The sequence below is a fragment of the Pirellulales bacterium genome, assembly GCA_035546535.1.
Classification (GTDB): domain Bacteria; phylum Planctomycetota; class Planctomycetia; order Pirellulales; family JACPPG01; genus JACPPG01.
On sequence record DASZWQ010000059.1, the window covers coordinates 21,808 to 36,010 of the forward strand.

A 14,203-nucleotide genomic window follows, 5' to 3' on the forward strand; every position below is an offset into this window, starting at 1 on the left:
CTCGCGTTTCTTCTTCGTTGCCGGTTGGCTGCGCCGTGCCCCCCGTAACAACGGCCGGGCCGGTTTTTTGGGATACTTTGCCGGCGCTTGCACGGAAAAGCTCCGGCTGCGGCACTAACTATTGCAGAAGCATCGCCCATCGACGGTGGTGCACGTTCCGCGGTCCTGGCCGGAATTCGACTTATGCGTTTGACGCTGCGTTACTTGCTTGCGTATCTCGACGATCAACTCGAGCCCGCTGACGCCCAGGAAATGAGCGAGCGGATCGAGGCCAGTTCATTCGCGACCGACCTCATGCACCGGGTGCGCGACGTCAGTCGCCGTCTGAAGCTGGGCGCTCCGAAGATCTCGGCCCGCGGACTGGCAGGCGACCCAAATACCGTCGCCGAGTATCTCGATCACACGATGCCCGCCGACCAGGTCCCCGAGTTCGAGAAGATTTGCCTGACTTCGGACGTGCACCTGGCCGAAGTCGCCTCGGCACATCAGATCCTGGCACTGGTTCTCGGTGAGCGGGTTGAGGTCGACCCCAAGCTGCGCCGGCGGATGTACGAAATCCCCGAGCACGAACAGGCGCTGGAGCGACAGAAGTCGGAAACCGAGGGGGAGGAGATTGACGATGAGCCGGTCCCGGTTGGGCCGCGCAAGCGTCGCCGTCCGGAGATTCCCGAGTGGCTTCGCGAGAAACCGCAACGGAACATTCCTTGGGTTCCGCTGACCTTGGCCGCCGCGCTACTGATCACGGGCACCGTGGTGACTTACGTGTTTATGCATGTCCCACCACGGGTAGCTTCCGAGGTGGAGGTGGCCGACAGTGGCGCAAACTCGGTGGCCCCTCCCGCGGCGCCAGAAGCCAATGGCGACGAAGACAAAGCCACGGTGGCTGATGCGGCGGCCATTACCGAGGAACCTGGCGAGCCGGCCGGTTCCGGGACTGAGGTCGGGTCCGAATCGGCTCCTCCGTCGGATGTTGCCGCTGCGGGAATTCCCGCGGCGGATTTGCCTCCGGAGAATTCTGCGCCCGTGGCGCCAGCCGAGGAAGACGTCGCCACTCGCCCAGCAAGCCCTTTACGACCGGCCTCGACGGATGAAAGCGCTTTCGACACGGACATCCCGCCAGCGGGCGACGTGGCGGCCATGCCAGCAGAGCCCCGCACGGCGCTGTCGGATCCGGCACTATTGCCCGAAAACGAACGGCCGCAGGAGGGCGAAAGTAACGCCTCGGGCGCGGTTGCTGTTGGGCGATTGGTGAACGACAGCGAGCTGCTTTTGCACGGTGCTGGCGGTGCGGGCGACTGGCAGCGTTTGAGCGTCCGCGATCCGCTTTTGTCGGACGACGAGCTATTTGCTCTTCCGACCTTTCGACCCGGCGTGGCTTTGAGCACAGGTGGCGGCGCCATCGCGCATCTGCTTGGAGGATCGGTCGTCCGATTGACCTCCCCCGACCCTAACGGGGTGCCTGGCCTGCAAATCATCGATGGGCAGGTCGTCGTCGCCACGGCAGGTAAGCCCGGCACGCAACTCAATCTGCAGGTAAATGACCAACTGTACACAGTGACGTTTCTCGGTCCTGACGCGCGGATCGCGATCGACGTTCGGCGGTGGCTGCCCGACGGTGCAGACCCGATGGAAGTTGCCGCGCAGTCGACCGCTGACCTGTATGTGCCGAATGGCGAGATCGAATACCAGTCGACGGGCGCTACGTCGGCCATCACCTTGAAGGCTCCGGCCATGCGAACGCTGATCGCGAAGCAAGGTCCCGACCCGGGCGACGCGACCAACGAGGCGGTCTTCCCGCCCTGGATCAACGGAAATCCGCTCAGCCAGGTGGAAAAATGGGCCGCTGATGCCGTCAGCAAGGAGCTGCTGGTCGACGATCCGACAGGGCAGCCGCTGCTGGCGCATTTGCGCGAGCTTGCCCAAAATCGCCGCGTGGAGGTGCGGAATCTCGCGGTGCAATGCCTGACGCTCTTGGGCGACTTCGAGGGCTTGCTACCCCTGTTGAATGACGAAAAGCAACGCACCAACTGGCCGCACCAGATCGAAGCGGCGCGGCGTGCCATGGACCGCAGCCCGCAGGTCGCCAAGCAATTGCAAGAGACGCTGGAAGGACAGCGCGACCCGGTCAAGGCGAAAGAGCTATACGAAATGTTGCGCGGCTACTCAAAACGGCAGTTGCAAGATGGGGCCGCAGCCCGGCTCGTCGCCGACCTCGACCATGAAGACCTCGATTTTCGTGTGCTGGCCTTCTGGAATTTACAGCGCGTTGCGGTGGGAACACTGGGATACAAGCCCGAATATGCCCCGGCCAAACGGCAGAACGCGGTGCGGGCTTGGAAGCAGCGACTGGCCGACGGCCAAATCGTCCCGAAGTGACGCGTCGGATCGGCCGGTGCGCGAGAGAATCGGCGTCTTTCCCGCCGCTAATCCCCTTACGCCAACGCGGAGATTGGGTAAACTGACGCAAGAACAACGAGCCGCCTGTGGCGTGCTCGGCCCCGCCTGCTGTTGTTGGCCCGGCGCGGGAATCGTTAGAATGGGCGGTTTTATCGCGCACGGCCCTGCCCAAAGGGCAAGATCACCAACAAGTTAGGAGCGGCGCGGTGCAGATCAGCATCTCAGCCCGGCATGGACATCTCAGCGAATCAACCCAAGCCAAGATAACCGCGAAACTGGAGAAGCTTCCCAAATACTTCGAGCGGCTCACGGCGGTGGAACTGACGGTCAACCTGGAAAAGCGCGATGCGCCGCTTGTGGATTTGCGCGTTTCGGCGGAACACAAGCACGATTTCGTCGCGACCGAACAGGCCGAGGAATTGATGGCGGCGATCGATTGTGCGGTACACAAAGTTGAACAGCAATTGCGGAAGTACAAAGAGAAAGTTCAGGACCACCATCGCAGTCCCGGCCTTCGACAGCAAGGGACCAGCAGCGAGCCGGGTTCCACATAGAGGTGCCGGCAGCCGCTTCCGGCGGCGCGGCAAAAAGAAGGGAGTGGGCGAATGAAGTTCGCAGATTTCGTAAGCCGTGAGGCCGTGCGTGCGGATCTCACGGCCGACGATAAAGAGTCAGTAATTCGCGAGATGACGCAGGCGCTGCTCGACGCCGGCAAAATTCCCACCTCGGAATACGAAGGCATCATCAAAGCGATCCTCAAGCGCGAGGAGCTGGGAAGCACGGGCATCGGCCGCGGCGTCGCTGTGCCGCACACCAAGCATGCCAGCGTTGATCGATTGATCGGCACGGTCGGCGTCAGTGCCGAAGGAGTCGATTTTGACAGCCTCGACGGTGAAAAGGTCAACTTGTTCTTTCTGTTGATCTCGCCGCCGGATCGGCCTGGCGATCACTTGCGGGCCTTGGAAAACGTGTCGCGTCAGTTGCGCGACGAGACGTTCTGTAAATTCTTGAAACAGGCCAAGAACGCGGAGGAGATTCTGCAACTCTTGGACGAGGCGGACAACAATCAGTTCGTTTCCTAGTACCGTCGCAGCAGCGGCGGACCGTGCCCATTGCCCGTCCTTTGATTTGCCCGCGAATGAGCGAACAAACATTGCAACGAACCGTGATCGTCACGAACCCGCAGGGATTGCACGCCCGTCCTGCCGATTTGTTCGTGAAGACGGCCAGCCGGTTCGAATCGAAAGTCGAGATCATCAAGGACAGCGAACGCGTCGACGGGAAAAGCATCCTGGCCATTCTCACCCTGGCGGCCGCCGAAGGAACGACCCTTCAGTTGGAAGCCACGGGCCGAGACGCGGCAGCCGCGCTCGAAGCCTTGGCAGAATTAATTGCACACAACTTCGCAGAAGACGAGACAGCGTGTTAGAGATTACCTGAGGTTCGGCGACGCGCTGCACGGCAGCTGAAAATGCCGTCGCGACCGCCGTGCCTCGAGCCTCCCCTGGTGGCAAGCAAAACTCAACGGTCCTCCTGCCCATAATCGCGCGCAGGAAGGTCCACCGAGCGTCCGGATGGGACGACTTGCCTGCCCCCTTGGTGACGGCGCCGCGGCGAGTTTGTGGATGCCGCCACCTGTGGGCGTTGCCCCTTGCTTACGGCAGGTGACGTACGGCACCTCGGGCTCTTTCGCGCCGCCGCCGGAGGATGTCGTTGCCTGCCCTTGCGCCGTAACGGCGCGGGCACAGCGCACCAAATAAGGAATCACATGCAGCGGTTGCAGGGGATCGCCGTTTCGCCCGGCGTGGCGATCGGCGAGGCGCTGGTCATGGGAAACGAGGGATTTCGCATCCCTCGCCGGTTCGTCGCGCGCGACGCGGTCGAAGAAGAACTGAGCCGCCTCGAAGCCGCCTTCGCCGAAAGCATTCAACAGGTCGAGCACAATCGCGACGCTGTCTCTCTCGAGTTGGGACGCGAATATGGCTCGATCTTCGAAGCGCACCTGCAGATGTTGCGCGATGCACGACTGCGCAGCGAGCTCGAGCAGCTCATCCGCGAGCGGCATTACTCGCCGGAATACGCCGTCAGCCGGGCCTTGCGGCGCTACGTCAAAGTCTTTCAATCGCTCGACAACAGCTACATGGCCGAGCGAGCCACGGATATTCTCGATATCGAGAAGCGGCTGCTCCGCAACCTGCTCGGCCGCCGGCGCGAAGAAATCTCGTCGCTGACCTCGCCCGTGCTGATCTTGGCTCACAACCTCACGCCCAGCGAGGTGGCCAATCTCGACCGGCAATTCGTCCGCGCCTTTGCCACCGAGGAAGGAGGCTCCGGCAGCCACACCGCGATCGTCGCGCAAGGGCTGGAGATTCCCGCCGTGGTCGGCATCGGCCCCTTTCTGACGGATATTTCCGGTGGCGACCAGGTGATCATCGACGGCGACCGCGGCCAGGTGATCCTGCAGCCGGATGAAGAGACTCTCTCGCGCTACCGGCGCGACGAAGAGCAACATCGCTCGCACGAGCTGCAACTGGCGGCGCTGCGTGATTTGCCGGCCATAACCGCCGACGGTGAGCAAATCGAACTGTTCGGCAACATCGAGTTTCCGCATGAGGTGCGCCATTGCTTGAGTCGTGGGGCCGGCGGCATCGGCCTGTACCGCACCGAGTTCTTATATCTCGGCACGCAGACGCCGCCCGATGAAGAGGGGCATTTTCAGGCGTATTCCAGTGTCGTGCGGGCGATGGGGGACCGACCGGTCATCATTCGCACGTTCGACCTTGGCGCGGACAAGGTCCAATCTCAGCTTGCCGTCGAGGAAGAGAAGAATCCGTTTCTGGGACTGCGCAGCACGCGGCTGGCCTTGCGCAATCTGCCGATCTTCCGCACGCAATTGCGCGCCATCCTGCGCGCAAGCGCCCTGGGTGACGTGCGCGTGATGTTCCCGCTCATTGCCACATTGCTCGAGCTGCGTCAGGCCAAGATGGTGCTGGCCGATGTCATGGAAGATCTGGACGAGCGCAACGAGCCGTTCAACCGCGATTTGCCGGTCGGCATGATGGTCGAGGTGCCTGCCGCGGTGCTGATGATCGACCAGTTTTGCGAAGAGGTCGATTTTCTCAGCATCGGAACGAACGATCTGATCCAGTACACTCTGGCCGTCGATCGCAGCAACAAGGACGTCGCTGATTTGTACAGCGCCAGTGATCCCGCCGTGCTGAAGCTGGTGAAGCTGGCGATCGAATCTGCCGACCGGCACGGCAAATCGATCAGCCTGTGCGGCCAGATGAGCGCGAATTCCACTTACACGATGTTGTTATTGGGCTTGGGCCTGCGGCAAATGAGCGTTTCGGCTGCTGCAGTCCCGGAAATCAAGCGTGTGTGTCGCAGCGTGACGATCGATCAATGCCGCGAGGTGGCCGATCGGGCGCTGGCTTTGGAGAATGCCCGCGACGTGACGAGTTATCTACGACAAGAGATGCAGAACGTATTGCCCGATCTGCCCGATTGAAGGGGCGGCCCGACGGCCGCCAGGCAGGGCGGGAAGTAGCAAGACCAAGCGTTCCACGCTTCGGCAGTGTGGAACACCTTGAGCTGATGGTTCGACGACGAGTACGCATTCGATTTCGCAAACAGGGCGACCTGCGTTGGATCGGCCACCTGGACCTGTTGCGCGCCTGGGAGCGATTGCTGCGGCGCGCCTGTGTCCCCTTGGTGATGACCGAAGGGTGTCATCCGCGTCCGCGGATCAACCTCTTATCGGCGTTACCGATGGGCGAGGCCGGTCTTGACGAAATGGTGGAAGTCGATTTCTCAGGTCCGCAGACCACGGCCGAGTTGCTTGCCGCCTGCGAGCAATCGGCGCCGGCCGGGCTGACCGTAACCGAGGTCGACGAAACTTCGCCCGTGGTTCGCGGGGCGCAACTGCGCGAGATGGCCTATGAAGTTCCTCTTCCGGCCGAGCGCCGCGAGGACGTGACCCGGCGCGTGGCGGAGATGATCGCCGCGCCGACATTGGCGATCGCCCGCGCAGGTGAGCCCGCGATCGATTTGCGCGACTTGTTGATGGGGGCCGATGTGTCGGCAGGCGTGCTGCGCTTTCGCATCCGCGCCAGCCGCGAGCGTAATTTGCGCGCCAAAGACGTGCTGGCCGCCCTCGGCCTCGACGATTTGCGCGCCGGCGGAATCTACCCAACCCGCACGCAATTGGTGCTGGAATCATGAAGGACTCCGCCGTGCCCACCACGAACCGACGCAACGAGCGCAGCTCAGGGACCTATGCCGACAGAAAAGGTTCCAGAATGAAGCAGGAGATGCTCATCAACGTTTCGCAACCCGAAGAATGTCGGATCGCGATCGTGGAAGACGGCGTGCTGGAAGAGCTGTACATCGAGCGCAGCAGCCAGGACAACTACGTCGGCAATATCTACAAGGGTAAAGTCGTCAACATCGAGCCCAGCATACAGGCAGCCTTCGTCGATTTTGGCGTGGGCCGGAACGGGTTCTTGCACATCAGTGACGTCGAGCCGCAATACTTTCGCCAGGGCGGATATGATCCGACGAAACCCATCGAGGGCAACGGCTCGCAGCGTGGCCGCGGTAATGGTCCTGACGAGGAACGTGACGACGAGCGGGACGAGGAGCGTGGCGACCAACATCGCCAGGAATCGCCCCGCCACCGCAAACGCGGCTTTCGCCCCGGGGTTCGTCCCCGCGTAAAACCGCCGATCCAGGACATCCTGCGCCGCGGCGACGAAGTGCTGGTGCAAGTCATCAAGGAGGGGATCGGCACCAAGGGACCGACCCTGTCGACGTATATCAGCATTCCAGGACGATACCTGGTGTTGATGCCGGCACTCGGCCGCGTGGGCGTTTCGCGCAAGATCGAGGACGACGACGTGCGCCGCAAGCTGCGCGACGTCATGCTCGAGCTGAATCCGCCCAAGGGCCTGGGCTTTATCATCCGCACGGCCGGCATCGACCGTACGAAGAAAGAATTGTCGCGCGACCTGGCCTACTTGCTGCGGCTGTGGAAGGTGATCGTCCGGCGAATCAAGAAAATGCAAGCGCCGGTCGACATCTACGAAGAAAGCGACATGATCATCCGCACCATCCGCGACATCTTTACGGGCGACGTGGATGCGATCTATATCGACGAGCCGGCAGCGCACGAGCGCGCCAAAGAGTTCTTGCAGATCGTCATGCCGCGCTATGTCCATCGACTGCAACTGTACGAGGGCAAAGAGCCGCTGTTCCATCGCTACCGACTGGATGAGGAGATCAGCCGGATTCATCAGCGCGAAGTCCCGCTGCGCCAGGGAGGCTCGATCGTTGTCGATCAAACCGAAGCGCTCGTGGCCATCGACGTCAACAGCGGTAACTTCCGCGCGGACGACTCGGCCGAGGAAACCGCCTTTCAGATGAATCTGCTGGCGGCCAAGGAAATTGCCCGGCAGTTGCGCTTGCGCGACCTGGGAGGCGTGATCGTCAACGACTTCATCGACATGCGCAAGGAACGGCATCGTCGCGGCGTGGAACGCGCGCTGCGCGACGCGGTGAAGCGCGACCGGGCCCGCACCAAGATCCTGCGCACCAGCCCCTTCGGCTTGATCGAGATGACCCGGCAGCGGATTCGCCCCAGCCTCAAGCGCAGCGTGTTCAAGGACTGCCCCGGATGCTCGGGCACGGGGGTCGTGAAGACGGCCGAGAGCATGGCGATCGAGGTCGTGCGTACGCTGATCCTGGCCAGCCAGCAGGAGGATGTGGCCAAGGTCGCGGTCACCGTTTCGGATGAAGTGGCCACGTACCTGAACAACAAGAAACGCCGGGAGCTGGCCAGAATCGAGGATAACGCCAGCATTTCGGTGCAGATCTACGGCCGCGAGGCGGTGCCCCCCGAACACCTGGTCGTGGAATGCTTCGACTCGAGCGGCCGGGACGTGAAATTCCAGGGCCGATGACCCTCGACCCGGGCTTGCGGGTCCAGTAGACTACAGGGCCCCGAATTCCGGGCGGTGATCAAACTGACACGGCTAGCCGGCGGCGATTCGCCTCCGGCCGTGGCCGCACGCATAACCATCGAGAGTGTGGAATCGTAACCATGTACGCAATCATCGTCGACGGCGGACGGCAGTTTAAGGTCGAAGAAGGTCAAGAGATCGAGATCGATTTCCGCGACGCCAAGGCCGGAACCGAGCTGAAATTCGAGGAAGTTTTGGCCTACAGCGACGGGGCGAGCACCAAAATCGGCCGTCCTACGTTGGCCGGCGTTAGCGTCGTGGCCGAAGTGGTCGGCGTCGCCCAAGGTCCGAAGTTGGTGGTGCAAAAGATGCGGCGTCGCAAGAACTCGCGCCGCCGTACGGGCCACCGGCAACTGCACACGAAGGTCCGCGTGAGCAAGATCGTGGGCTGAGCGTTCGAGGCACCTCCCTCGGACGGTGCATTCTGGAAAGCTCTCCAGGCCGCTTCCTGATCGGGAACGGCCATTTTTTTTTAGCCATCGGCGCGATGCGGACGAAACGCGGCCGGCCTCATTGACGCAGCCCGCACATCCGCTCGCGGCTGGCTGCCACCCGCCCCCACAAAGAAGTAATTTTCTTCGCCGCCAGCCATGTTGCTATCGCGAAATGTCGCAACCGAAAATCTGGCTGGAACTTAGGACCTGTCAATCGCCGCTTTTCGACCCGCTGGAGAGACATTCGACAAGGCGTAAGATATTCTGGGAAAGCGACTTAGAGGATTGTTAGAAATTGATTGACAGCACGTTCGAATCGTGTACACTTCGGCTTCGAAGCACTTGATATTGTAGTAATATCCACATCTGCCTACAATATATAGAGTGTCGAGTCCGAAGTTTAGATAAGTCAGGAAGACCAGGATGTCGGTGCTCGGAATGGTATCCGGGTTCTAGGCAACCTGCCGAAGACTGCTCTATTGTTGTATACGTCTGTATACTACTGGAAAGGATGCCCTCATGGCCCAGCATGAATTGAGTGCCGGCAAATCGCGATCCGCCGCCGGAACCATCAAGAAGAAATCCGTGCGCCGCTTTCCCAACGGCCTGGTGATGGAGTCACTGTTCTGCCCCCGGGACGTGGCCGATCCGTTCGAGACGGTCGAGTGGGAGATTCGCACCGCCGCCATCAAGGGTGAAGACGGCGAAGTGCTGTTCGAGCAGAACGATTGCGAAGTTCCAACCGGCTGGAGCCAGTTGGCCACGAACGTCGTCTGCAGCAAATACTTTTATGGTGAGCCTGGCACGCCCGAGCGCGAGAACAGCGTCCGCCAGTTGATTCACCGCGTCAGCCGCACGATCGCGGACTGGGGCGAGAAAGACGGCTACTTCGCCACGCCCGAGGACAGCGAGCGCTTCTATCGCGATCTGTCATGGCTATGCCTGCATCAGCACGGCGCGTTCAACTCGCCGGTATGGTTCAACGTGGGCCTGTTCCACCAGTACGGCGTAAAGGGCGCCCAGTGCAACTGGCACTTCGATGTCGAGGCCCAGGAAGTTCGTCAGCCGGAAAATCCGTACGAGTTTCCGCAAGGCTCGGCGTGCTTCATTCAGAGCGTGGATGACAGCATGGAAGACATCATGGAGCTCGCCCGCAGCGAGGCCATGCTGTTCAAGTTCGGCTCGGGCACCGGCACCGATTTGTCGACGCTCCGTTCGCACCGCGAAAAACTCTCTGGCGGCGGCAAGCCGTCGGGCCCGCTGTCGTTCATGCGTGTCTTCGATCAGATCGCGGCCGTGGTGAAGAGCGGCGGCAAGACGCGCCGCGCTGCCAAGATGCAGTCGATCAAGGTCTGGCACCCGGACGTGGTCGAGTTCATCGAGTGCAAGGCCAAGGAAGAAAAGAAGGCGCGGATCCTGATCGAAAACGGCTACGAGTCGAACTTCAACGGCGAAGCGTATAGCTCGATTCTCTTCCAGAACGCCAATCTCTCGGTCCGCGTTACTGACGAGTTCATGCAGGCGGTCGTCAACGACAAACCATGGACGACGCATTGGGTCACCGAGCCCAATCGGGAAGGCCCGAGCTGGCCCGCCCGCGAGGTGATGGCCAAGATGGCCGAAGGCGCCTGGTACTGCGGCGACCCAGGCGTGCAATACGATACGACGATCAACCGCTGGCACACCTGTCCGAACTCGGGGCGCATCAACGCCTCGAATCCGTGCTCGGAATACATGTTCCTCGACGACACGGCGTGCAACCTGGCCAGCATCAACCTGATGAAGTTCCGCCTGCCGGACGGCACGTTCGACGTCGAGCGCTTCCAGGCTGCTTGCCGGATCTTCTTCATCGCCCAGGAAATCCTGGTGGATCACGCCAGCTATCCCACGGCCGACATTGCCCGCAACAGCCATATGTTCCGCCCGCTGGGCCTGGGCTACTCGAACCTGGGCAGCCTGATCATGGCCAGCGGCCAGGCCTACGACTCGGCTGGCGCGCTCGGCCTGTGCGGCGCGATGACGGCACTACTGCACGGTGCCGCGAACCTGACCAGTGTGGAATTGGCCGCCGCAGTTGGCCCGTTCGAGGGCTATCCGGAAAATCGCGAGCCGATGCTCGGCGTTATGCAGATGCACCGCGACGCGGTGGAAGAAATTGACGACGCCTGCCCGGCGTACTTGAAGGACGCCGCTCGCACCTTGTGGGACGACGTGCTGGCCAGCGGCCGCACGCACGGCTTCCGCAATGCCCAGGCCACGGTGCTGGCTCCCACCGGCACGATCAGCTTCCTGATGGATTGCGATACGACCGGCATCGAGCCCGATATCGCGCTGGTGAAGTACAAGCAACTGGCCGGCGGCGGCATGTTGAAGATCGTCAATCAGACGGTCCCCTTGGCGCTCGCGACCTTGGGCTACGACCAGCCGAGAATCGAGTCGATCGTGGCCTACATCGATCGCGAAGATACGATCGAAGGAGCCGCGGACCTGGCCGACGAGCATCTGCCGATCTTCGATTGTGCTTTCCAGCCGCGCAACGGCACGCGTTCGATCTCGTGGCGTGCCCACGTGCGGATGATGGCCGCGGCCCAGCCGTTCCTGTCAGGCGCTATCAGCAAGACGGTGAACATGCCGCGCGACACCACGCCGGCCGACATCGCCGATGCCTACCTGGAAGGATGGCGCATGGGGCTGAAGGCCTTGGCCGTCTACCGCGACGGGTCGAAGGAGAGTCAGCCGCTGTCGACCAGCACCGAGGGGGATCGCGCCGCGGAAAAGCAAAAAGCCGCCCCGCGCCGCGAGAGGCTGCCCGACACCCGTCGCTCGGTCACTCACAAGTTCAGCATCGCCGGCCACGAGGGCTATATCACCGTCGGGCTGTACGACGACGGGCGGCCGGGCGAGATGTTCATCACCATGGCCAAGGAAGGAAGCACCGTCGGCGGATTGATGGATTGCTTCGGCACCGCGGTCTCGATGAGCCTGCAGTACGGCGTGCCGCTCGAAGTGTACGTGAACAAGTTCTCGCATACGCGGTTCGAGCCGATGGGTCATACGAAGAACCCCGACATCCGCATTGCCAAGAGCATTGTGGATTACATCTTCCGCTGGCTGGGCATTACCTTCCTGCCCGGCTATCGCGAGGCCAATAGCGGCAACCTAGGGCATGGCGAAGTGGCCTCTCCGGCCGCGGAGGATGTTCCCGGCGAGACCAGGCCCGTCGCCAGGACGAGCGGCGGGCCAAACGCGGGGGCAGGATCGCCCAAGCCTGCCGAAGCCGTGAAGCCGCTCGAAGCCAAGGGTGCGGCCGCCAAGACCAATGGTCACGGCACCGTACCGAAGCCGCACTTCAACGGCAACGGTAATGGCCACGCCAACGGCAACGGGCATGGAACCAGCAATGGGCACGGGCTGGAAGCCAAGACCTTGCTGCTCGAACGGACCGAACTCGACGTTACTTCGCGCGTACGGGTGCGCAGCGAGCAGTTCGCCAGTTTCCAGGCCGACGCGCCGAGCTGCGACAACTGCGGCGCCATCACCGTGCGCAATGGCAACTGCTACCTCTGTCACAACTGCGGCAACAGCATGGGCTGCTCGTAACGGATTGTCGGGCTTCGTCCCGCGGTCAGTCCATCTACTGGCGGGTGCCACTCCACATGGTCGGGAGTGGCGCCCGTCTTTTTTTGCGCTCGTTGGATACCAGTGTTTGCGGCCGTTATGATGCGCAAGCGAACTAGCGGATCCTCGCGCTCAGGTCATGCGTATGCATTTGCAAATCAGCGGCGACGTTGAACGACCGCAACAGTTATCCGCGACGGACCTGGCAGCGATCGATGCCGAATTCCAGATTCCCGACGTCAGCACGCTCGATCCGAAGCGGCACGGTCAGGCCGTGAAGCTGGCCGGGCTTTTGTCGGTGGTTGGTGTTCGCCCGAGCGCGGCTTTTCTGACTTTGCACTCGTCGGCCGACGATTTCCACGCCAGTATCCCGCTTGATGCGGTGCGCGATCGGGCTGTGTTGATTTATGCCCTCGATGGGGAACCGCTACCGGCGAAGGCGGGCGGCCCGCTGCGGTTCTTTATCCCCGATTTTGCCGCCTGCCAATCGGCCGATGTCGACGAATGCGCGAACGTGAAATTCGTGGACCACATCGAGTTCACCGCCGTTCGCGGCCGGGACAATCGCCCGACGGATGAAGCCGAACACGCGGAACTGCACCGCCGCGAGGAAAGTCACTAGCTGTCCTTGCGCATCGTTTCGAATGCATCCACAGTGTTCATGCCGCCCGAGCGGCACCCGAAGGCATGAAAATATGCGTTGGCGGTTATGTTTCGACGTTGGCTTCCGGGCGATTTACTGAGCAGATTACGCAGATAAGAAATGAGTCGGTCGCCGTCTACGAAGCATAAGTGGATGATCGTTGTCATCTTCAGTTCTCAATCTGTGTCATCTGCGAAATCTGTGGATGGATTGCTTTTGAATCATGAGTGACCGCCCACTAAATCGTCGCCGCTTTGCCAGTCAGATCGCTCTCGGAGTTACCTCCACGTTGGGGTCTGCTCTTCTGACGCGCGTATCGGCCGAGGAGTCTCAGGGGCAGAGTTTGCCGGCGGGGCGTTATGTCGACGTCCACACGCACTTGGGCACGGTCTGGAATACGGGAACCGAACTCACGGCCGAAGCGCTGCTGCGGTGGATGGACACGGCCGATATTGCGCAGGCGGTCGTGCTGCCCTTGGTTTCGCCCGAGTCGAGCAGCTATCCAATCAGTACCGAGTTCGTGCTGTCCCAGACGAAACCGTACCGTGATTGCTTGATTCCGTTCTGCTCGGTCGATCCGCGCACCAGTTACTCGGGCGGAAAGGATGGGCTTGTCAAAATGCTCAAGCAATATGTCGAGGCCGGGGCGCGCGGCTTCGGCGAGCACAAGCCAGGCGTCAAGATCGACGACCCGCGCAATATGGCACTGTACGGCGCTTGCGCCGAGTTGCAGTTACCAGTGCTCTTTCACCTCGACAACGAGCGCAACATGGATGCTCCCGGGCTGCCAGGTCTGGAGAACGTCCTGCGCGAGTATCCGACGCTCACGATGATCGGGCACGGGCCCGGCTGGTGGGCATCGATCGGCGGCGGCACCACGGCCGCGGACCTGGCCGGCTATCCGCGCGGCGACGTCGCGCCGGGCGGCGCCATCGACCGCCTGATGGACAAGTACCCCAACCTGTACGGCGACCTGTCGGCTGGCAGTGGCGCAGGCGCGATCAAGCGCGATCTGAAATTCGGCCGCGAGTTTCTCGTGCGGCGGCAGGATCGACTGATGTTCGGCACCGACTTCCTCGCGCCCGGTCAAG

The 14,203-nt window shown here is 61.9% G+C and carries 11 protein-coding genes; all 11 read left to right on the top strand.

Going from position 1 to position 14,203, the window contains the following annotated elements:
* Nucleotides 1–183: 183 nt before the first annotated feature.
* The gene (locus VHD36_07685; protein HVU87185.1) at nt 184–2,376 is read left to right on the top strand and encodes a hypothetical protein; all 2,193 of its coding nucleotides are present in this window, start codon (nt 184–186) and stop codon (nt 2,374–2,376) included.
* 227 nt (nt 2,377–2,603) lie between these two features.
* Nucleotides 2,604–2,951, top strand: coding sequence for a ribosome-associated translation inhibitor RaiA (gene raiA / locus VHD36_07690; GenBank protein HVU87186.1), 348 nt, complete (start codon nt 2,604–2,606; stop codon nt 2,949–2,951).
* Between the two features lie 51 nt (nt 2,952–3,002).
* Nucleotides 3,003–3,479, top strand: a complete 477-nt coding sequence (locus VHD36_07695) for a PTS sugar transporter subunit IIA (GenBank protein ID HVU87187.1) — start codon at nt 3,003–3,005, stop codon at nt 3,477–3,479.
* A 56-nt stretch (nt 3,480–3,535) separates the two neighbouring features.
* Nucleotides 3,536–3,826, top strand: a complete 291-nt coding sequence (locus tag VHD36_07700) for an HPr family phosphocarrier protein (protein ID HVU87188.1) — start codon at nt 3,536–3,538, stop codon at nt 3,824–3,826.
* A gap of 339 nt (nt 3,827–4,165) precedes the next feature.
* A complete protein-coding gene (ptsP, locus tag VHD36_07705) occupies nt 4,166–5,908 on the top strand; it encodes a phosphoenolpyruvate--protein phosphotransferase (GenBank protein HVU87189.1) in 1,743 nt (580 codons plus the stop codon).
* A gap of 86 nt (nt 5,909–5,994) precedes the next feature.
* Nucleotides 5,995–6,621, top strand: a complete 627-nt coding sequence (locus VHD36_07710; protein HVU87190.1) for a TIGR03936 family radical SAM-associated protein — start codon at nt 5,995–5,997, stop codon at nt 6,619–6,621.
* A 77-nt stretch (nt 6,622–6,698) separates the two neighbouring features.
* Nucleotides 6,699–8,357: an Rne/Rng family ribonuclease gene (locus VHD36_07715; GenBank protein ID HVU87191.1), complete on the top strand. Its 1,659-nt coding sequence runs from the start codon at nt 6,699–6,701 to the stop codon at nt 8,355–8,357.
* Between the two features lie 140 nt (nt 8,358–8,497).
* Entirely contained in the window at nt 8,498–8,809 is a 312-nt protein-coding gene (gene rplU, locus VHD36_07720) for a 50S ribosomal protein L21 (protein ID HVU87192.1), read from the top strand.
* Between the two features lie 561 nt (nt 8,810–9,370).
* Nucleotides 9,371–12,451, top strand: a complete 3,081-nt coding sequence (locus VHD36_07725; GenBank protein HVU87193.1) for a vitamin B12-dependent ribonucleotide reductase — start codon at nt 9,371–9,373, stop codon at nt 12,449–12,451.
* Between the two features lie 157 nt (nt 12,452–12,608).
* Nucleotides 12,609–13,091, top strand: a complete 483-nt coding sequence (locus VHD36_07730; GenBank protein ID HVU87194.1) for a molybdopterin-dependent oxidoreductase — start codon at nt 12,609–12,611, stop codon at nt 13,089–13,091.
* 244 nt (nt 13,092–13,335) lie between these two features.
* The coding region (locus tag VHD36_07735; protein ID HVU87195.1) for an amidohydrolase family protein at nt 13,336–14,203 on the top strand (868 nt) is incomplete at its 3' end.